Origin of the sequence: Gelidibacter sp. (assembly GCF_035515035.1) — a bacterium.
In the GTDB taxonomy this organism is placed as follows: Bacteria; Bacteroidota; Bacteroidia; order Flavobacteriales; family Flavobacteriaceae; genus Gelidibacter.
This window is the reverse complement of the sequence record NZ_DATJCA010000161.1, coordinates 18,173-37,723: the sequence shown is the minus strand read 5'-3', so window position 1 is coordinate 37,723 and position 19,551 is coordinate 18,173. Positions and strand designations below refer to the sequence as shown.

Here is a 19,551-nt window from a genome sequence, read left to right as displayed (position 1 = left end):
GGTCGTAAATATCACTAATTGTTTAATTACTAAATATTTACAGTTGCATCCTGATGAAAGAACCTACCATAACTTTAGATAACAGAACTAACTTCAATCCTTTTGCCGGACCAGAAATAGAACGGGTCATCTACACCACTCAACCACAGGCGGAAATTTGGATTGCCTGTAAAATGGGCGATGATGATGCCAACAGGGCCTATAATGAATCCATCAGTTTAATATTAGAAGGGAGCTTAAATAAACCCGCATTAATAAATGCCGTTCAAGTTTTAGTTACGCGTCATGAAGCATTGAGAGCGGTTTTCAGTACGGACGGCCAATTTATGACGGTTTTTAAGGAACTCTCAATTAAGGTTGACCATCAAGATATATCTTCATTAAACGATTCTGAAAAAGAAAAATCGATAAAGGAATATTTGGTCGCTGAGGCTAATTATGTTTTTGATCTGGTCAAAGGGCCACTTTTAAAAGTGGGTCTTTTAAAGCTCTCAGACACTAAACATCAGTTGGTACTGACTGGCCATCATATTGTGTGCGATGGCTGGTCTCTTGGAATTATGCTTCAAGAACTTGGAGCACTTTATTCTGCGATCGTGCAGAATACAACTCATAATTTACCCAAGCCTGAGAGTTTTTCTGAGTATGCTGATGAACAACAGGCTTATTTAGGAAGCAGTGCACATACTATAAATGAAAACTATTGGCTAAGCCAATTTAAGGGTGATGTTCCACAACTTACTTTGCCGACTGATTTTCCAAGACCTCAATTTAGGACGTTTAAAAGTGAACGCTTGGATTTACCGATGCCTATGGAATTGGTGGAGGCTCTTAAAAAAACCGGACTCAAGGCGGGATCAAGTTTTGTAACCACTCTTCTCTCCGCTTTTGAGATTTTTTTATATACACAAACTGGTCAAGAAGATATTGTTTTAGGATTGCCTTCAGCCGATCAGGCTGCAAGTGGAAAAATTCAAATGATTGGCCATTGTGTTAATTTATTGCCCCTGCGCAGTAAAATTGATGCAAACCATTCCTTTAACGACTATCTCAAACAACGCAAACCACAGCTTTTTGATGCTTATGAACATCAGAAATTTAGTTTTGGAGAATTACTCCAAAAATTATCTATTGCCCGCGATCCTTCTCGCGTTCCTTTAGTGCCTGTGGTATTCAACATCGATATGGGAATGGATGATGGGGTATCATTTGCGGGGCTTGATTACCAATTAAAAAGTAATCCTAGAGCCTACGAAACCTTTGAAATTTTCCTTAATGCTTCAGGCTCAGCTGATTCACTTATTTTAGAATGGTCCTATAATTCCAGTATATTTAAACCAGAAACCATAAAACAAATGATGGTTTCTTTTCTAGAAATAGTTAAACGCATTATCGCTAATCCAAATATCAAGATTGGTGATATCATAAAGGTAGATGTATCCGCATATGCGGAGTTGAACAACACTTCGGCTGATTATCCAAACTTACCATTACATGAATTACTGATTAAACAGGCCAAGGCCAATCCTTTAAAAACAGCCTTGAAATTTGGTGATAAGGAACTTTCGTATGGCAATTTAGAAAAACAAGTTCATCAAGTAGCACATTACTTAAAGGCGCAAGGGATCCAAAATGGCGATTTTGTAGCCGTTTCTTTACCGCGTTCCAATGAGCTCATTGTCACATTAATTGCCATTATGCAGTGTGGCGCAGCTTATCTTCCTTTAGATCCTAGTTATCCTAGCAAAAGATTGGAGTTCATGTTGGAAGATTCTGAAGCTAAATTTATTATTACCACAAAAACATTTTCTTCGGCATTACAATCGGATACAAAATTGTTGCTTTTAGAAGATATATTTTCAGATTTATCAAAATATCCGGAAACTCCCCTTTCTGAAAAGGTAGACCACCATAATATTGTTTATATACTTTATACATCAGGCTCTACAGGAAAACCTAAAGGCGTCCCGATAACGCACAAAAACTTGGTGAATTTATTGTTCAGCACCTTGGAAAAACCCGGCATCAAAGAATCCGATGTTTTAATTTCAATTACTACAATTTCCTTTGACATTGCCATGGTCGAGTTGTTTGCGCCCCTCTTAATTGGAGCAAAATTGATAGTCACCACCGAAGAAACTTCAAAGGACACCCGTTTATTATTAGATGTCATGGAAGAAGAAGCCATAACTTGGATGCAAGCCACGCCTGCAACCTGGCAAATGCTCTTGTATTCGGGTTGGGAAAAACCCTTAGCCATTAAAGCCATCAGTACTGGGGAAGCCTTACCTATGGTTCTGGCCAAAAGCATACTCCAACGAGTGACTGAACTCTGGAACATGTATGGGCCTACGGAAACGACCATCTGGTCTGCGATGAAGAAAATCTCTAAAGAAGATACCTTGATTGCAATAGGCCATCCTATGGCCAATACCCAACTTTATATTGTTGATGAACACGATAGATTAGTTTCACCAGGTAAAACTGGTGAACTTTGCATAGCGGGTGACGGCGTGGCAAAAGGCTATTGGAAACGAGATGATCTCACTAAAGAAAAGTTCATAAAAAATCCTTTGGAGAGTGATCTGGGACCTACGCTTTACCGCACCGGTGATTTGGCTAGATTGCTGCCTTCAGGCGATGTACATTGCTTGGGACGAATAGACCATCAGGTTAAAATCCGAGGTCAGCGTATTGAATTGGAAGAGATTGAACAAGCCTTAGACTCCTTAGATGGCATCCAGTCAGCGGTCGTTTTGCTCCAAGAAGATCAACTTATCGCCACTGTTATCCCTTCTGATTTGGGTCATCCCAGTGCAAATCAGGTAAACCGGTGGAAAGAGGCCTTAAAGGATCAACTCCCGGTTCACATGATTCCGAATCAGTTTATCTCGGTCAAAGAATTTCCAACCACACTTAGCGGTAAAATCGACCGCAAAGCGTTGCTAAGTAATCTACCGGTCAAAGATGAAAAACTCGGATTTAGTGAACCAATTACAGAATCGGAGAAAATTATTGCCACTATTTGGGAAGAATGCCTAAAGATCGAGAAGATAGATGTTCATAGTGACTTTTTTGAACTTGGCGGCCATTCCATTGTGGGGGTTCAGGTTATGGCAAAACTAGAGAAGGAAACGGGAAACAGATTACCACTTGTTGCTTTACTCAAACATCCTACAGTCAAAAAACTGGCGGCTTATATGGATAGTGAATACATTGTGTGGGATTCATTGGTGCCTTTAAAACCAGAAGGGACAAAACCAGCTTTATATGTCGTACACGGAGCCAATCATAATGTTTTAATGTTCAATGCCTTAGCACAATACCTAGATAAGGATCAACCTGTTTACGGACTTCAGTCTAGAGGTTTAAGTGGTGTAGATGAGCCACATGATTCTATTGATCAAATGGCGGCAGATTATATTTCTGAAATTCTCCAATCCAATCCTAATGGTCCTTATGCTTTGGGAGGATTTTCTTATGGTGGAATTGTAGCTTTTGAAATGGCAAGACAATTACGAGCGCAAGGGAAAGAAGTGACTATTGTTGCACAATTTGACACCTATGTGTATCCCGCCTATTATTACACCAACCCCATTAAGAAAAAGATTCTTTCCAATTTATTCCATTTGGGAAAAATAGTGTATTTAAGTTTTAACATGTTTGCGAGTAGAAAACATTTTATTCGCCGAAAGGAATTACTGAAAATTCAAATTTCTGGATTGTTTTTAAAGTTAAAGTACGGAAAGGAAAAACAGTATGAAATGCAATTTAATGTTCCGTATAAGATGGAACAAAATCATCAAAAGGCTACTAATGCATATACCATTACTCCTCAGGATTTTGTGATCGATTTATTTAGGGCCATGGAGGAAATTAACTTTGTACACGACCATGATTTACTGGGATGGAAAAACATGGCACTTAAAGGGATTCGTAAACATATGGTACCCGGGAATCACGTAGATATGTTTGAAGAACCCAATGTTCAAACTCTAGCAAAAAGTCTTCAAAATGTACTCGACACTAAAACTTTAAAAAGTGTATAGCACTATACTTTGTAGAACAATTGAATGTTTGACCCGAGATCCATCCCAAAATAGAAAAGGTGATCCAGGAGTCACTATTTATAAAATTGAATTATTAAAGTTACAAGAAACGATTCCTGACCTCACGCGTTTTTTATCAGACTCAGAGTGCCAACGTGCTAATAGATATCATTTTATTAAAGACAAGAACAGATTTATTATCTGCAGGGCACTCTTAAAACTCCTTTTGGCTGAATATACAGCTTTGGATATTAGTCAAATTAGTATAGAAGTGGATGCTCACAAAAAACCCTATTTACCATCTCATCCATCTGTTTATTTTAATGTTTCGCACTCTTTAGATTATGCAATAATTGCCATAGCAGAAAACCCTGTAGGCGTTGACCTTGAATATATTAATAAAGAATTCAATTATAAAGAGATTTTACCAAATGTATATCATCAGAAGGAAATGGATGAAATTGAAATTAGTAAGGATAAGTACCTTACTTTTTACAAGTTATGGACCCGAAAAGAAGCTGTTGTAAAAGCCATAGGAAAAGGTATTGATAACGATCTTTACAAAATCTCGGTAATCGATGGTTCACATACTATTCCATCATCCCTAGTATGCAATCAAAAAAACTTATATGTTTTCAGCTTCATGGTAAATCATAATTATATTGGAGCTTTAGCCTTAACAGTTCCTATAAATAATTTAGATGACATTTTATTCCAGCCATTACCCCGGTGATTTGCAGATAAAGAATTTGATCTCTTAATGTGTCATAAAATTCAGTTCTAGACAACAATTGAACTTATAAAAGTATAACATATTAAACATCCTGTTATATTTTTTAGTAACTTTTCAGGACGATAATCAAGGTTTTGTAACCTAGGTTACTGTATTTCTGGAAAATGTTTGTTAATTTCATCCTTTATAGAAATCCGCATTTTTTCAAAGCATTGGTTTGACCGATTAATCAAATGAAATATTTTCACATTTATTAAACCATTTTGGATATCAATCAAATGATCTTAGCAAATAAATTATGAACACAAAAGAGCATTGGGAATCCGTCTACGAGAAAAAAAGTCCAGACCAAGTCAGTTGGACCCAAGAAATGCCGGAGATATCCCTAAGATTGATTCAGGAATGTCATTTGCCCAAAACTGCCAAAATCATTGATATTGGTGGTGGCGACAGTAAACTAGTGGATTTTTTACTTGAAGAAGGCTATGAAAATATAACCGTATTGGACATCTCAGCTAAGGCTCTTGAAAAAGCAAAAAAACGCTTGGGTAAGAAAGCCGATAACGTACAGTGGATTGCGAGCGACATTACTTCGTTTGAACCTAAAGTAACTTACGACTTATGGCACGATCGCGCCGCATTTCATTTTCTGACTTCAAAAGAAAAAATTAGAATTTACGCGACCATTGCTAATAAATGTGTCGCCGAGCGATTAATTATTGGTACTTTTTCACTCCAAGGTCCGACCAAATGTAGTGGGTTGGAAATTTCACAGTATGATGAAAACGGATTGGTAAAAGTGTTCCAAAGCCACTTTGAAAAAATAAATTGCCTCACTATAGACCATATCACACCTTTTAAAACCACGCAGAACTTTCAATTCTGCAGTTTTAAAAAACTGAAATAGTATATTTTTTCAGGAAGCAACTAATAATTATAGTAATTTATAGTAGATTTTTTATTTAATAAAATTTAAGAATTATGAATATCAAACAGTTTGAATACAAGCCGCTCTCCCACTTTTCTTACGCCATAGTTAGTAATGGCAAGATGGCGATTATTGATCCGGAGCGCGATCCACAGCAATATTATGATTTTGCGAAAGCGAATAACGCGAAAATAACCGCGATAATCCAGACGCATCCCCACGCCGATTTTGTGAGTTCGCATCTTGAAATCCATAAAAATACTGGAGCGACTATTTACAATAGTAAAAAGTTAGGCGCCGACTATCCTCACGAAACATTTGACGATGGCGACAGTATCAACTTGGGCAATGTCAACTTAAAAGCTATCAATACACCTGGACACTCTCCAGATAGCATTACGATAGTGGCTACAGAAGGCGACAAAACCGCCATGTTTACTGGAGACACGCTATTTATTGGTGATGTAGGCCGTCCCGATTTAAGAGAAAGCGTAGGTAACCTGACCGCCAAACGTGAAGAACTGGCGGAAATGATGTATGATACCGTTACAAATAAATTTAACAACCTTCCTGATGAGACGATTGTCTATCCTGCTCATGGAGCGGGTTCGCTCTGTGGAAAAAATTTGAGTGATGCTGCAAGTAGCACATTGGGCGATGAACGTACGGGCAATTGGGCCTTTAAAGACCAATCCAAAGAGCAATTTATGAAAACCTTACTCGACGGTCAGCCATTTATCCCCTCTTATTTTGGATTTAATGTGGATATCAATAAGGCTGGGGCGGATAATTTAGATCCAACCATTGATCAGATTCCATTTATTGAAAACACTACCGCTACAGGTCTTATTGTTGACATGAGAAATGAAGCGAGTTTTAAAAAGGGCCATTTAAAAGGCAGTATTAACGTTCAGGCAGAATCGGATACTGCAAAATTTGAAACGTGGATAGGTTCGATTGTGGCGCCAAAAGAAAAGTTCACCTTGGTCATCGATAAAAAAGAAAATAAGGACAAGCTTTTAAACCGCTTAGCTAAGATTGGATATGAAAAACAGGTTAAAAAAGTCATTACACTTTCAGATGACGACTTAGTAAAAACTGAAGCATTGGATTTGGAAGATTTCAAGAAAAATCCGGACAACTACACTATTGTTGACGTTCGGAACCGAAGTGAAATAGAACAAGGTAAGATTTTCGAGAAAGCGCTTGAGCATCCACTTTACGAATTGCGCCAAACTTCCAATCAAATCCCAACCAACAAACCAATTGTAGTACATTGTGCTGGCGGATATCGAAGTGCAGCAGGAAGTAGTATTCTAGAAAATGAATTGGAAAACGCTACCGTTTATGATTTAAGCGATGCTATTGAACAATTTAAAGACTGACATTAAACTAAGTTAGCACGAGCGATTTGTTGTGGAGTAGTTATGACACTTCCTTTGTCCAGGATACACCTACCCGAATGGCTATGCGATTCGGGTTTTTTAGTTTTATATTTTGTAGAATAGGTTTATCTCATTAACAATTCATCAAGAATTTAAGGAGATGATGTTAAAACAAAGCTAATTATAAACATATGTAACCTCTGTTATCGCTTAAAAAGTAATAATTGCTTAAATTTATAAAAGATAAAAAACAATAGTAAAAACATAATTATGGAAACAAATTTAGAAATGCAACAAGGCACTTCAATGCCAAGAATTGGAGATGATGCTCCCGACTTTGAAGCTGTGACAACTAAAGGGAAAATAAAATTTTCAGATTTCGCAAAAGACAAATGGGTGGTGATGTTCTCACATCCCGCTGATTTTACGCCTGTGTGTACTACCGAATTGAGCGGATTTGCCACTCGAAAAAGTGAATTTGACGCTCTAAATACTGAGTTATTAGGTTTAAGTATTGACAGTATCCATTCGCATATGGGATGGGTTCAGAATGTTAGGGAAAACACTGGCGTTTATTTTGATTTCCCTATCATTGCAGATATCGATATGAAAGTGGCAAAACTATACGGAATGCTACAACCCAATGAGAGTGAAACTGCCGCGGTTCGCGCCGTATTTTTCATTGATCCAAGTAAAAAAATCAGATTGATCATGTATTATCCTTTGAATATAGGTAGAAACATGAATGAAATCTTACGTGTTTTGGAAGCCATGCAAATTTCCGATGAAAATAAGGTGGCGATGCCATTAGATTGGAAAAAAGGCGATAAGGTCATCGTGGGTCCACCAAAAACTTTGGACGAACTCAATGCCAGATTAGCAGACGATTCACTTGAAAAAGTCGATTTTTATCTTGCCAAAAAACATCTATAATTCTTCAAGGTCAGTCTGATTTCTAAAAAGTGAAGACGGATAATTAATAGACTTTAGAAGAATTGTAAAAAGTGAACCAAAAAACACCTGTTAAGGACTATGCATTTGTAACGGTGCAGATACTGCTTTTTATAGCTTATTTTTTACCCTTACGTGTGTCTTATACTCAACTACCCGAATGGCTATGCTATTCGGGTTTGGTTTTGTTGGGTGTTGCTATCTTATTCGGAGTTATTGCGCTCTTTCAATTAAATACCAAGCTTTCTCCCTTCCCATCGCCAATGGCATCTGGGAAATTGATCACCAGTGGTGCTTACCGCATCTCAAGGCATCCTATTTATACGGCATTGCTGTTTTCAGGATTCGGATATGCTGTCTATGGATCATCTCTTTACAAAGTTTTGATCACACTTCTGCTTTTAATCCTATTTTACTATAAATCGGTTTATGAGGAAAGACTGTTGGGCGAAAGATTCCCGGAGTATGAAGATTATCAAAAAAGAACACGACGGTTCATTTAATATTCATGAACCTATATTCCCATCATTTGCAAAGACGTTATTTATCTTCTTGAAATATTCTTTTTTATTGATTTTAAGATTTGTGAAAACGGACGTGCAGCTCACGTATTTCCTCGGCAAGACCAGGCACGGGTCCATAGACTTCAATTTCAGGAACGACTTGATTAATGGGCAACGATTTTACTGGGGATGCAGCAACACCGATTTCTTTGAGCCAAGATGATAATTGCTCGGTAGAACTCACATACACTATCCGACCCAATCCTACCCAACCGTGCGCCGCAGAACACATGGCGCAATGCTCACCCGATGTGTAAACGATTGCCTTAGCACGATCTTCCGGCGTCATATATGTTGCTGCCCAACGTGCAATCTCAAACTCTGGATGCCGCGTTTGGTCACCTGTGGTCATTACTTCGTTTCTTCCTTCAAACATAACTTCTCCTTGTGCTGAAACGAGTACCGAGCCAAACGGCTGATTCCCTGCAGAAAGGGCTTCTTTTGCCAATTCAATACAGCGACGTAAATGCCGCAAGTCTCTGTCATCTATCTTATTCATTTTGTTTTGTTTTTAATGAGCGTTTGCTGCAATTAGAATTTTAGTAATTTTATCCATGCCCCTGCTTTTGGCGTGTTGCAGTGGTGTCACCCCATCCTTATCCGCAATATTGACATCAGCGCCTGCATCTACCAGTACTTTTACAATAGCCACTTGAGGTTCGCCAGTTGGACCCAAAATAATAGCTTCCAGTAAGGCCGTCCAACCGAGATGGTTAATATGATCAATAGGATATTCTGGTATTTCAGACAACAGCTTGACTACTTCCAAATGTCTTTTCTCTGCTGCAGGTATCAGTGCAGTTCCACCATAACGATTATAAACATCAAATTTAGCACCGTTGGCCAAACTCATTTTTAAAATAGACAAATTGCCGCTTGCGCCAGCATATAAATGAGGACTATTCAACATGTCGTCCTGTGCATTTACATCGGCTCCGGCAGAAATTAACAGTTCGGCTATTTTGCTATCGGCATTATATGTTGCAATCATTAAGGGTGTTCGTCCTTTGTTGTCGCGCACCTCAAGATTTGGTTGGGTACTTAAAATTTTTGCGACCAGTGCGGTATCTTTTTCAGAGACTGCGTTCAATAAGTTTGAAGTTGAATCTTGAGCGGTTATGTACATAATTTTTTTTGAATTTGGATTGCCGCAACTTTGCAAGGGAAAAGAAGCGATAAAAAGAAGGGTAATGACTTTATAAAAAGAGCTCATAGATATTTGATTTAGATGGAACAACAAATTTATAAAACTTTAAACCAGTCGAAAACTTTGTATTTTATCTGGAGTGAAAACTGGATTATTCTTCAAATACTCTTTCATAACCACCACCGCCCTTTGATCGTGTTCTCTACGGTTTTTACCATATTTATTGGGAACACCTTGGCTGGTTACAAAACTTACTTTATAGATTCTTTCATATTTAAGATGGGAATCTTTGTAATAAATTTCCTGAATACGATGCCCATTTGGATTTTCGATGCGCATATTAATTTGCAATCCTAAAACACGTTTTACATAGCCTCCCATTTGCCCAAAGGGATCCTTACAAAAGGTACGCTCCAAATTTTCTTCCAACATTTGCTTTATTTCGGCACCGGTTAATTCTACAGTAGAAACGGGTGGATTCATTGGAGTAATATTGTAAAGATCGTTCTCTGTGATTGCTCCCACTCCAATCGGAGCGCCAAACCGCCATCCGTTAGAAAAAGCAATCTCCGTCTTAGTGGCATGCGCTATGGCTTTCAACAGAAAATTATCCATGGTTGAATTCAGAGTGCTATAACGATGTAAAATAGTATCAGTATAACCTAAAACAAATTTTGTAATGTCCTGATAGGGCTTGAGAACCTTCTCTACCAATCGTTCTGTCGTTTCACTTTTAGGTAATGCACTATTAATTTTAATAAGTTTGTAATCAAAGTTCTTAATACTATTCCTATCTATTTCAAGGGTCAGTTTCCCTAAAAAGGCACCGTGGCATCCACATTGTACAATACGTGCGCCATTAATTTCTATAGGTTTATAAATTCTATTATGGGTATGCGCGCTCAAACAAATGTCAATGCCCTTTACGTGTTCCAAGAGTGCAACATCTTGTGGAAATCCATTATGAGAAAGCAAAACAACTACATTTGCTCCCTGAGCTTTCAAGTTCTTAATGTGCAGTGGTACCTCATGAATTCCAGATGTAAACTTCAGTCCCTGCCCCATCCTTTCCGGCATCACTTTATCAATAATCATTGCACAAATTCCTATAACTCCTATTTTGATACCTTCTTTTTCGTACATCATAGTAGGTCTCAAAAAATTCGTACCATTTTCTTTATAAACATTACACCCTAATATGGGAAACCTCAACTGTTTAGCAAGGGCTTTTAAACGTTCAGGGCCATAACCGAAATCCCAATGCCCTACTACGGCATCGGGGTTAATTGAATTTAAAATTGGAATAATAACTTCCCCTTTAGAATCAACCAAGGGTTTGGTACCGTGTAAAGTGTCTCCGCCATCAAAAAAAAGTGTATTAGGATTTTCATCCCTAATAGCTTCTACCAATCCTGCAATATGGGCATATCCGCCAACGGTTTCAATAATCTCGCCTGTTTCATCATAAAATAATTCGGGATGTGGTGCTAAATACCCGTGTACATCGTTTATGAATAATACATTTAGCTTCATATTAAGATTTTTATGATCCAAAAGGGACAGATAAATTTACAATTTTCCATCCCATTTCGGAATTATTACTTCAAACTTCTCAGAAATTTCTTAAATCCGTCATCATTATAATCGGCCATGCCTTTGTGCGTCAAAGCTAGATTTCCTTTCGCATCAATAACATAAGTAGTTGGAATTGCTGAAGATTGGTACATTGGTGGCAAATTGCTAGCTGGGGCATAAATAGGCAGATTGTAGCCTTTACGCTTATCAAATGCTTTTGCCAATTCAAAATCCTGATCCAATGAAAGCATTACAAAAACCACTTCATCACCCATTTCTTTGTGCAACTTATCAATACTTGGCATTTCTGCAATACATGGTGGACACCAAGTAGCCCAGAAGTTCATGAAAATAACCTTGCCTTTCAAATCCTCCAAAGAGGAGATATGACCTTCTCTATCCATCAATTTTAAGTTAAAATCTGCCTTTTCAAACTCGGGTCGTGATGTTATAGCCTTTTTATTTTCATGCACTTGGGTAATGTTCTTTACGTTGGGATTCATTAATCCGGTAGCAAGAATACCCCGTTGGGCAAAACCGATGACCTCAGTATGTAATCCTGTGGCGTAAAGTATAATTGCGACAACACCAAATACACCATACTGGATCCAAGTTTTCTTTTTATTTATTTCTGTTTTATCGTGTTTCATAATTCTTCTATTTTTTTTGAGATTTATAGTTATAGACTTAAGCTTTTATATCCTTTTTTTTGAAGCTGGAAATTATATAAGATGCCGTTTTCTACAATGTAAAGGCGCGCTGGAACTTTTGTTTTATCGACTTTAAATTTGTTGAGCGAAAATCCACAGGCTATGATCTGGACGCCAGCTTTCTCCGCTTTTTGAATAAATGAATTTATTATTTCAGGATCTGTAAGTTGTCCCATGTCCTTACCACAGATAATGACCTGAAAATCGCCAAAGCTCTCTCCTTCCTCTGCCTTTAGGGCTTCTGCAGTTAGGATGATGGGTTGTAACTGTTGTACTTTTGTGGTGAGAACTACGTAATTATTTTTGCTGCTATCCACTTGTTGCGCTTGTAAATTAACGCTGCCAAATAGAGTGAACATTAATAATAGTGAACTAAAAATGTATGTTTTCATATCGTTTTATTTTAAAAGTTGATCGGTATCATTCAGTATAAAAAAAAGAAGTCCGCCTAAAATTGCAATGTTTTTAAATAAAGGACCAAGTGTCGTCAATTGTCCTACTTGTACCGTTAGTGTGATAGGGATTAAAACCGCCACTAGAATAATAGCTGCCCATTTTGTCCTATAACCAATTAGAAAAAGAAAGCCTGCTACTAGCATAACAATCCCTGAAAGGATGATAAGCCATTGAGGATCTCCGAAATAAAGGGCTAACCCCTTAAAACTCGCCTGTTCTATACGTTGGGCTGTTTTTTCAACATTGAGCAAGTGGCTAAGGCCCGCTACTAGAAATATGCCGCTTACTAAAATGCGCAGTAGCTGGATGGAGCGGCGACTGATTAAAATATTGCCCGTCATTATAAAAAATGTAAATAAAGATTGTTTGATTCTGTGTGGTGCCTGTGCGTGACAGGTCATCCAAGTATATGTCTTGAAAAAGAAATATTATGGAAACACCCAGTTTAAGATGTCAAAAAGAAAGTTAGGCCACGCGAGGCGGAGGAGATATGTTATCGGGATACCGATAACTTAAATTGGAAGTAAAGTGTTGGTTGATCACTACAACAGGATCGGAAAAGTCCGCTTCCCAAGAAAAGAAATCAAAATGAAAAGGCGATGTGCAATTTCCAGTTAAAATAATTACTTGTGTGTCCACATCATCTTGAGCTGTTAAACTGGTTGACTCCTTCGATTTTTCGTCGGAAGCGGTTTTCTTACAATATGGATTTACAAAAGAAGTCTTGCTTCCACTGAAAACAATATTCAGTCCATGGGCATCTATCGCAGCAAATTTTGCCAGAAAGATAGTTATTAGAACTACTGCTATGTAAGATTTAGTTTTCACTGTAGGTACAAACATAAGACAAATGGCCTGGTTCTTATGTAACCTTTGTTACCGTAACGTGTTAAAGTCTTATTAAAACAAAAGAAAATGATTGGTAGGTACGTTTTTTTATTGCCATGAAAAATTTAAGCTGTAACAACAAACCTCTATTTTAAATGATTAGGTCATTAAGATGCTTCTGTTAACCTGCTACTGAGGATAAATAACCATTTTACTTATAGCAGGAAAATGTCTCTCCAACTTTAAAGGGATTCTATCCAGGTGTCCAAAATAAGAAATATAGCCTTTTCTAGCGGATACCAAAACAATCAAATCGGTAGCATCAATCTCTCTGGAAATAATTAGGAAATCGTCCCAGTCCTTGAAATTTTTATATTCCATGGTCAAGCTGACCTTATTGTCCTTGGCAAACCTCAATATTGATTGGTGTGTCGCCTCGTTGCAATTGAGATGTATCGGAATGGATAATTCCACTGAGAGTTTGGCGATTTTATTGACCCAATGTGCAAAACCTTCTTCGAATTCGGCATTTGGGGGAACCACGACAAATAATCGCTTATGGTTGACGAAAGGAATTTCGAAATCACATATAAAAAGAGTTTTATCAGTATTTTGCAAAATACTTTCCATCTTGTCTCCTATCAATTTATCCAAGAACCCAGTCTTTTGAGGCCATCCCAATAAAATGATATCGGCCATAATTTCCTTGGCGGTTCTCGAAATACCACTCGCCGCATTATGGTCTATTGTTGCCATAACCGTAGCATTGGTATCAGATGCTGTAGTTTCCTTTAAATAATTCTCCAATCCTAGTTTCGCTTTGTGTATGGTTTTCTCTGCTTCATTAGTATTGGGAACCACCGTTAAAATGGATAAGGGATTGATGGATTTTTTATCCTTTATTAATACTGCAAAATCCAAAACTTTCTCAATATTTACCAAATTGGCAATGGGTATTAAAATTGTTTCTTGGAAAGATGGACTGCTCAGTGCCATATCCTCATCTTCATCAGAATTACGGATAATGGTTTTGGCTGCTCTTTCAGTTACAAAAGAAGCAATGATGCAGGTAATTAGAATGAGTATTACAGTACCATTCAAAATATTGTCATCCAAAATTCCTGCTTTGTATCCCACCAAAATTACGGCTAATGTTGCCGCAGCGTGGGCACTACTTAATCCGAAAATCAACTGGCGCTGCCCCGTTGAAAATTTAAATATAATTTGGGTTAAGAAAGCTGCAGTCCATTTTCCGAAAATGGCAACTACGGTTAGCGTTCCTGCAATAATAAGCGCCATCGGACCGCTCATAATGACACTGACATCCACGATCATCCCAACACTAATAAGGAAAAATGGAATGAAGAGTGAGTTACCAATAAATTCAATTCGGTTCATCAAAGCTGACGAATGCGGAATGAGTTTATTGAGCGCCAATCCGGCCACGAACGCACCAATAATAGATTCCAAACCTGCTATTTCTGCCAAAAAAGCTGAGAAAAAGACTACTGAAAGCACAAAAATATAATGCGAATGTTTTTCACTTTCCAGTTTCCGGAAAAACCATTTTGCAATTCTTGGGATCACCAAAAACATAAACGCCGAAAACAAGACCAATGATATGCCCAAACGGATCCAAAATTCCTGCGTAAGCCCACCATCATGCGAGCCTAAAATAACGGCCAACATAATAAGAACGGCAGTATCCGTTAAGATTGTTCCTCCTACCGTAATGGCTACAGCGGCGTTTTTTGAAACACCAAGTTTGCTGACTATTGGGTAGGTAACTAACGTATGGGTGGCAAACATGCTAGATGTAAGGAGACTGGCGTTAAAATCAAAGCCCAATACATAATGACACACCGGAAATCCAATCGCTATAGGGATCGTGAAGGTTAAAAACCCAAATAATAAACTCTTATTTCTTGTGGCTTTAAACTCGTTTAAATCAAGTTCCAGACCCGCAATAAACATGATGTATAATAGGCCGATAGTGGAAAATACATCTACAAAAAGACTTTTCTCCAAAATGTTCAACCCAGCAGGTCCAATGATAATTCCCGATACAATCAAGCCGATAATTCCAGGAATCCTAATTCTGTGCAACACCACCGGGGCCAACAGAATAATAAAGAGAATCAAAGAAAAAATCAACACAGGATTTTGAAGCGGTAGTTGGAACTCTTCTATAAGTTGATTGATAATAACATCCATAGTTGATGAATAAGAGAAAAAGTTATACTGCATTAATTTGAGAATTAAAACAGTTATGCACGATACAATTATACAACAAACATAGGAAAAGATCAGCATCTATATCTTACCTTTATTGCGCTTACGTGTTAAAATTAAATAAAAAACCGAAATTCAAGGAATTTAGGAGAAGTTAAATAACGGTCTCAAAAAATAAAAGAGGATTTTGTTTCTTGTAGTATCCATTTAACAAAGGGTTCTCATATATTTTTATAATAAATTTATCCCTCAAAAGCTATCTCAATATGGAAGACATGCTCTTTTACGATCGAATGCAATTTGCGTTCACGATCACTTTCCATTACCTATTTCCACAATTGACCATGGGATTATCCTTAATGATCGTTTATTTTAAATGGCGATTTTTAAGAACTAAGATTGATAAGTATAACGATGCCGCCAAATTTTGGATGAAAATTTTCGCGCTCAATTTTGCAATGGGCGTCGTCACTGGGATTCCAATGGAATTTCAGTTTGGCACCAATTGGGCGAAATTCTCTGAACTTACGGGAGGAATTATTGGCCAAACCCTAGCCATGGAAGGTATGTTTTCCTTTTTCTTGGAATCTTCATTTTTGGGATTGTTCCTGTTTGGAGAAAAACTAATGGGCCAAAAGCTCCATTTCTTAACTGGTTTTCTGGTATTCTTAGGCTCTTGGGCAAGTGGCTATTTGATTATAGCCACACATTCCTGGATGCAATACCCTGTTGGTTATGAAATTTTAGAAAACGGAAAGTTTGTGCTTAACAATTTTGGCGCATTATTCTCCAATCCGTGGTTGATGCCTGCATTTTTACACAATCAAATGGGCTCCGTAATTACCTCTTCATTTGTGGTGGCATCCATTGGCGCTTTCTACCTCCTAAACAATAAGTATAGTGAATTTGGAAAACTCTTCGTAAAGACTGGTGTTATTTTTGGATTGGTTTCCAGTATTTTGGTTGCTTTTCCAACCGGTGATTGGGCTGCGAAAAATGTAGCTAACCATCAACCGGTAACCTTTGCTGCTATGGAAGGCATTTTTGAAACCGAAGATGGCGGCGCTGAGATTATCTTAATTGGGCAACCGGATGTGGTCAATAAAAAACTCGACAATAAAATTGCGGTACCAAATGTGTTGAGCTTTTTAACCTATCAAAGATGGGATGCCGAGATTAAAGGTCTCAATGAATTTGATGAAAGTGTGTATCCAACCAACATTCCTGGGCTGTATTACTCCTATCATATTATGGTGGGTCTGGGTACTGTTTTTATAGGATTATTGCTTATTGCAGGCATCCAATTATTTCGAAAAAAACTCTATACCACCAAATGGGTGCTATGGGCGTTGATGTTCATGCTACCGTTTCCATATATCGCCAATACAGCGGGATGGTACACTGCCGAATTGGGCAGGCAACCTTGGTTGGTATATAATCTGTTGCGGACTGCAGACGGGATTTCGCCCACAGTTTCATCAGGATACACTCTGTTTACGTTGCTTGGTTTTATTGGACTTTATGCCTTATTGGGATTATTGTTCATCATGCTTGCTGTAAAAATCATCCATAAAGGTCCTGAAACCACAAAACTTATCTAACTATGGAATTATTCTGGTATATCGTTTTAATGACTATGTTAACCATCTATGTTATTTTGGATGGTTATGATTTTGGTGCAGGAATCATTCATTTATTTTTTGCCAAAACCGAAAAAGATAAGAAAGCCATCACCAACGCCATTGGTCCTTTTTGGGATGCCAATGAAGTTTGGCTCATAGCCGTTGGCGGTGTTTTATTTTTTGCGTTTCCAACCTTGTACGCGGCGTCATTCAGTGGGTTTTATTTGCCGTTGATGATGATTTTATGGTTGCTTATTTTTAGGGCGATTGGTCTTGAGTTACGAGGACAGATCAAAAACAGAATGTGGGAAGCTGTTTGGGATAAAGCTTTCGGGATTGCAAGTTTACTGTTGGCTTTATTCTTCGGAATCGCACTAGGTAATATTGTTAGGGGCGTAAATTTAGGTATGGTTACCGATGGGGTTTCCGCTCATGAGCCTCATTTTTTCTTTTTGCCTTTATGCAATCAGAGTTTTAGTCCACATGCCGAACATTTGGGAGTAATCGATTGGTTCACTTTAATGCTAGGACTTGTTGGAGTGGTTTCCTTGGCCATTCATGGTGCCAATTGGATTATTTTTAAAACCAATTCTGACTTAAACCCAAAACTAAAAAAAGTGATTTTTAATTTGAATTTTGTGCTGTTGGTGTTGGTCATAACATCCTTGTCCACATGGCATATCATAGATCCCAATCCATTTCGTAATTTTATGGAACATCCTTGGTTAATTATTTTTCCACTGATTACGTTTACGGGACTTTTTGGTTTGTTTAAAGTAAAGTCATTTAATAGAGACGGAATAGGATTTCTTTTCTCAACGCTGTTTCTACTCGGAGGATTGGCATCTACTGTAGCCTCTATATTCCCTAAGGTTTTGCCTTCAACAAATAACGTCAACCCTTCTTTAACCTTATACAATGTGGCAGCCCATGAGTATGGATTATCCGTTGGGGTATATTGGTTTGTAATTGCAGCGCTTTTGGTTGGGATTTATATGTTTGTTCAATACCGTGTTTTTCGAGGAAAAATTAACGATGTTGGCTATGGCGAGCATTAAATAAGTAAGAAATCTCTGGGCATGACCGACACACTTATTGCAATCATTAGTATTTTTATGGGAATTATTGGCGCACATGTTTTTGCATTGATAAGCAAAAAACACACGTTAGGATTAATTGGAAACACCATGGCGGGTGTTTTTGGCAGTATTTTCTTCTTAAAGACCTTTGGACGACTTGGATTTGATCCGATGTCGATTATGGAAACTGGCGAAACAAATCGTGTGTTATTTACAATAAACATATTGGTATCCCTTGTTGGTGGTACCATTGGTGTGATGGCAATTAAGCTGATAAAAAACAAATTGAATTCATAGATTGAGAATCCATAATCTGGAATAATTATGATTTAACTTCATCAGAAGGTTTTCGCAACTCGTCAATATCATCTATAATATTAAATGTTCATATGCTATATCTTTTACCGCAAAAGTCGCGACGAGCTACGCTATGACCACAGTCCTTTAAAACTTTACGCTCCTTGCGGTTTTTCTTCCCTTGCGATTGAGTTTTTGTATTAGTACTGTACCCTTAAACGAAAATAAATTCCTGGTCAGGTACAAGTTTCCCAATGGCACTCTTCTTTCTTCCGAAATGAACACTATCAAATAAAATATACTTGAGCCTTAAAACGTATCAATTTACTTACCATTAGATTATTTTTTGTACATTTGTTAACCATCTGGTTAAACCTCTTAGTTAAATGAAAAAAGAAGAAACGACGGAACATCAAATATTGGACGCCGCCAAAGATGTCTTTCAATCAAAAGGGATGGATGGTGCAAGAATGCAGGAAATAGCTGATAAGGCAGGGATTAATAAAGCGATGCTTCACTATTATTATCGAAGCAAGCAATTACTCTTTGAAGCCGTTTTCAAGAACGCATTTTCGCTCTTGGCACCACAGTTAAATACCATATTAAACGATGATTCAACCGTTGAGGATAAAATAAGAAACTTTACCGGTGACTATACTTCGTTCATGATGAAACACCCTTATTTACCGAATTTCATTATCAATGAGCTTTACAGAAATGAAGATTTCATTCTAAAGTTAAAAGACAACACAGGCTTTCCAAATCTCGAAAAGTTTAAAGCAAGCGTGGATGACGAGATTAATAAGGGAATTTTAAAACCAATAGATGCCGACCAATTATTCGTCAACATACTCGCGCTCAATATTTTCCCGTTTTTAGGAAAACCATTGGTTAAAGCGCTTACAAAGAAAGACGAAAAAGAGTACAAGGCATTTATAGAAAGCAGAAAAACAGAAGTTGCCAACTTTATTATCAATTCAATAAAGCAACATTAAA

At 37.6% G+C, this 19,551-nt stretch carries 18 protein-coding genes; 10 read left to right on the top strand and 8 right to left on the bottom strand.

The genetic code is table 11. The features are described 5' to 3' along the window. Positions 1–53 precede the first annotated feature (53 nt). The 6 genes from VLZ86_RS13590 to VLZ86_RS13565 all read left to right on the top strand — a co-directional run bounded on the left by VLZ86_RS13590 (position 54) and on the right by VLZ86_RS13565 (position 8,549). Positions 54–4,049, top strand: a complete 3,996-nt coding sequence (locus VLZ86_RS13590) for an amino acid adenylation domain-containing protein (protein WP_325452246.1) — start codon at positions 54–56, stop codon at positions 4,047–4,049. After that, complete coding sequence (locus VLZ86_RS13585; RefSeq protein WP_325452244.1) at positions 4,042–4,782, top strand: 4'-phosphopantetheinyl transferase family protein; 741 nt, start codon at positions 4,042–4,044, stop codon at positions 4,780–4,782. Before VLZ86_RS13590 ends, VLZ86_RS13585 begins: the two co-directional genes overlap by 8 nt. 298 nt (positions 4,783–5,080) lie before the next feature. Continuing rightward, the gene (locus VLZ86_RS13580; RefSeq protein ID WP_325452242.1) at positions 5,081–5,689 is read left to right on the top strand and encodes a class I SAM-dependent methyltransferase; all 609 of its coding nucleotides are present in this window, start codon (positions 5,081–5,083) and stop codon (positions 5,687–5,689) included. Positions 5,690–5,763: 74 nt separating this feature from the next. Further along, positions 5,764–7,095, top strand: a complete 1,332-nt coding sequence (locus VLZ86_RS13575; RefSeq protein WP_325452240.1) for an MBL fold metallo-hydrolase — start codon at positions 5,764–5,766, stop codon at positions 7,093–7,095. A gap of 270 nt (positions 7,096–7,365) precedes the next feature. Continuing rightward, positions 7,366–8,028 carry a peroxiredoxin gene (locus tag VLZ86_RS13570; protein WP_325452238.1) on the top strand — a complete coding sequence of 221 codons (663 nt, stop codon included), beginning with the start codon at positions 7,366–7,368 and terminating at the stop codon, positions 8,026–8,028. Between the two features lie 71 nt (positions 8,029–8,099). After that, the gene (locus VLZ86_RS13565; protein ID WP_325452236.1) at positions 8,100–8,549 is read left to right on the top strand and encodes an isoprenylcysteine carboxylmethyltransferase family protein; all 450 of its coding nucleotides are present in this window, start codon (positions 8,100–8,102) and stop codon (positions 8,547–8,549) included. A gap of 73 nt (positions 8,550–8,622) precedes the next feature. Here VLZ86_RS13565 and VLZ86_RS13560 read toward each other — a convergent pair whose 3' ends face one another. The 8 genes from VLZ86_RS13560 to VLZ86_RS13525 all read right to left on the bottom strand — a co-directional run bounded on the left by VLZ86_RS13560 (position 8,623) and on the right by VLZ86_RS13525 (position 15,539). Next, the gene (locus VLZ86_RS13560; protein ID WP_325452234.1) at positions 8,623–9,108 is read right to left on the bottom strand and encodes a nucleoside deaminase; all 486 of its coding nucleotides are present in this window, start codon (positions 9,106–9,108) and stop codon (positions 8,623–8,625) included. Between the two features lie 12 nt (positions 9,109–9,120). Continuing rightward, the gene (locus VLZ86_RS13555) at positions 9,121–9,822 is read right to left on the bottom strand and encodes an ankyrin repeat domain-containing protein (RefSeq protein WP_325452232.1); all 702 of its coding nucleotides are present in this window, start codon (positions 9,820–9,822) and stop codon (positions 9,121–9,123) included. 39 nt (positions 9,823–9,861) lie between these two features. Further along, positions 9,862–11,289, bottom strand: coding sequence for a bifunctional metallophosphatase/5'-nucleotidase (locus VLZ86_RS13550; protein WP_325452230.1), 1,428 nt, complete (start codon positions 11,287–11,289; stop codon positions 9,862–9,864). Between the two features lie 65 nt (positions 11,290–11,354). Then, positions 11,355–11,981, bottom strand: a complete 627-nt coding sequence (locus VLZ86_RS13545; protein ID WP_325452228.1) for a TlpA disulfide reductase family protein — start codon at positions 11,979–11,981, stop codon at positions 11,355–11,357. A gap of 29 nt (positions 11,982–12,010) precedes the next feature. Then, on the bottom strand, positions 12,011–12,433 hold the full coding sequence (locus tag VLZ86_RS13540) for a sulfur reduction protein DsrE (protein ID WP_325452226.1): 423 nt from the start codon (positions 12,431–12,433) through the stop codon (positions 12,011–12,013). A gap of 6 nt (positions 12,434–12,439) precedes the next feature. Further along, complete coding sequence (locus VLZ86_RS13535) at positions 12,440–12,838, bottom strand: DoxX family protein (protein WP_325452270.1); 399 nt, start codon at positions 12,836–12,838, stop codon at positions 12,440–12,442. A gap of 124 nt (positions 12,839–12,962) precedes the next feature. Then, positions 12,963–13,325 carry a hypothetical protein gene (locus tag VLZ86_RS13530; RefSeq protein ID WP_325452225.1) on the bottom strand — a complete coding sequence of 121 codons (363 nt, stop codon included), beginning with the start codon at positions 13,323–13,325 and terminating at the stop codon, positions 12,963–12,965. Between the two features lie 189 nt (positions 13,326–13,514). Then, the gene (locus VLZ86_RS13525; protein WP_325452268.1) at positions 13,515–15,539 is read right to left on the bottom strand and encodes a cation:proton antiporter; all 2,025 of its coding nucleotides are present in this window, start codon (positions 15,537–15,539) and stop codon (positions 13,515–13,517) included. A 284-nt stretch (positions 15,540–15,823) separates the two neighbouring features. Between VLZ86_RS13525 and VLZ86_RS13520 the strand changes: the two genes are divergently transcribed. The 4 genes from VLZ86_RS13520 (at position 15,824) to VLZ86_RS13505 (ending at position 19,550) form a co-directional block, all read left to right on the top strand. After that, positions 15,824–17,158, top strand: coding sequence for a cytochrome ubiquinol oxidase subunit I (locus VLZ86_RS13520; RefSeq protein WP_325452223.1), 1,335 nt, complete (start codon positions 15,824–15,826; stop codon positions 17,156–17,158). Between the two features lie 2 nt (positions 17,159–17,160). Then, a complete protein-coding gene (gene cydB / locus VLZ86_RS13515) occupies positions 17,161–18,237 on the top strand; it encodes a cytochrome d ubiquinol oxidase subunit II (RefSeq protein ID WP_325452221.1) in 1,077 nt (358 codons plus the stop codon). A gap of 21 nt (positions 18,238–18,258) precedes the next feature. Further along, positions 18,259–18,555 (top strand): hypothetical protein, encoded by a 297-nt coding sequence (locus VLZ86_RS13510; protein WP_325452219.1) that lies wholly within the window; start codon positions 18,259–18,261, stop codon positions 18,553–18,555. Between the two features lie 386 nt (positions 18,556–18,941). Then, positions 18,942–19,550: a TetR/AcrR family transcriptional regulator gene (locus tag VLZ86_RS13505; protein WP_325452217.1), complete on the top strand. Its 609-nt coding sequence runs from the start codon at positions 18,942–18,944 to the stop codon at positions 19,548–19,550. Position 19,551: the final 1 nt, after the last annotated feature.

What these genes read in the sequence shown, in the direction of transcription:
- VLZ86_RS13590 (WP_325452246.1), top strand. Translation starts at nt 54, where the DNA reads ATGAAAGAACCTACCATAACTTTAGATAACAGAACTAACTTCAATCCT.
- VLZ86_RS13580 (WP_325452242.1), top strand. Translation starts at nt 5,081, where the DNA reads ATGAACACAAAAGAGCATTGGGAATCCGTCTACGAGAAAAAAAGTCCA.
- VLZ86_RS13575 (WP_325452240.1), top strand. Translation starts at nt 5,764, where the DNA reads ATGAATATCAAACAGTTTGAATACAAGCCGCTCTCCCACTTTTCTTAC.
- VLZ86_RS13570 (WP_325452238.1), top strand. Translation starts at nt 7,366, where the DNA reads ATGGAAACAAATTTAGAAATGCAACAAGGCACTTCAATGCCAAGAATT.
- VLZ86_RS13560 (WP_325452234.1), bottom strand. Translation starts at nt 9,108, where the DNA reads ATGAATAAGATAGATGACAGAGACTTGCGGCATTTACGTCGCTGTATT.
- VLZ86_RS13555 (WP_325452232.1), bottom strand. Translation starts at nt 9,822, where the DNA reads ATGAGCTCTTTTTATAAAGTCATTACCCTTCTTTTTATCGCTTCTTTT.
- VLZ86_RS13550 (WP_325452230.1), bottom strand. Translation starts at nt 11,289, where the DNA reads ATGAAGCTAAATGTATTATTCATAAACGATGTACACGGGTATTTAGCA.
- VLZ86_RS13545 (WP_325452228.1), bottom strand. Translation starts at nt 11,981, where the DNA reads ATGAAACACGATAAAACAGAAATAAATAAAAAGAAAACTTGGATCCAG.
- VLZ86_RS13540 (WP_325452226.1), bottom strand. Translation starts at nt 12,433, where the DNA reads ATGAAAACATACATTTTTAGTTCACTATTATTAATGTTCACTCTATTT.
- VLZ86_RS13535 (WP_325452270.1), bottom strand. Translation starts at nt 12,838, where the DNA reads ATGACGGGCAATATTTTAATCAGTCGCCGCTCCATCCAGCTACTGCGC.
- VLZ86_RS13525 (WP_325452268.1), bottom strand. Translation starts at nt 15,539, where the DNA reads ATGGATGTTATTATCAATCAACTTATAGAAGAGTTCCAACTACCGCTT.
- VLZ86_RS13520 (WP_325452223.1), top strand. Translation starts at nt 15,824, where the DNA reads ATGGAAGACATGCTCTTTTACGATCGAATGCAATTTGCGTTCACGATC.
- cydB (WP_325452221.1), top strand. Translation starts at nt 17,161, where the DNA reads ATGGAATTATTCTGGTATATCGTTTTAATGACTATGTTAACCATCTAT.
- VLZ86_RS13510 (WP_325452219.1), top strand. Translation starts at nt 18,259, where the DNA reads ATGACCGACACACTTATTGCAATCATTAGTATTTTTATGGGAATTATT.
- VLZ86_RS13505 (WP_325452217.1), top strand. Translation starts at nt 18,942, where the DNA reads ATGAAAAAAGAAGAAACGACGGAACATCAAATATTGGACGCCGCCAAA.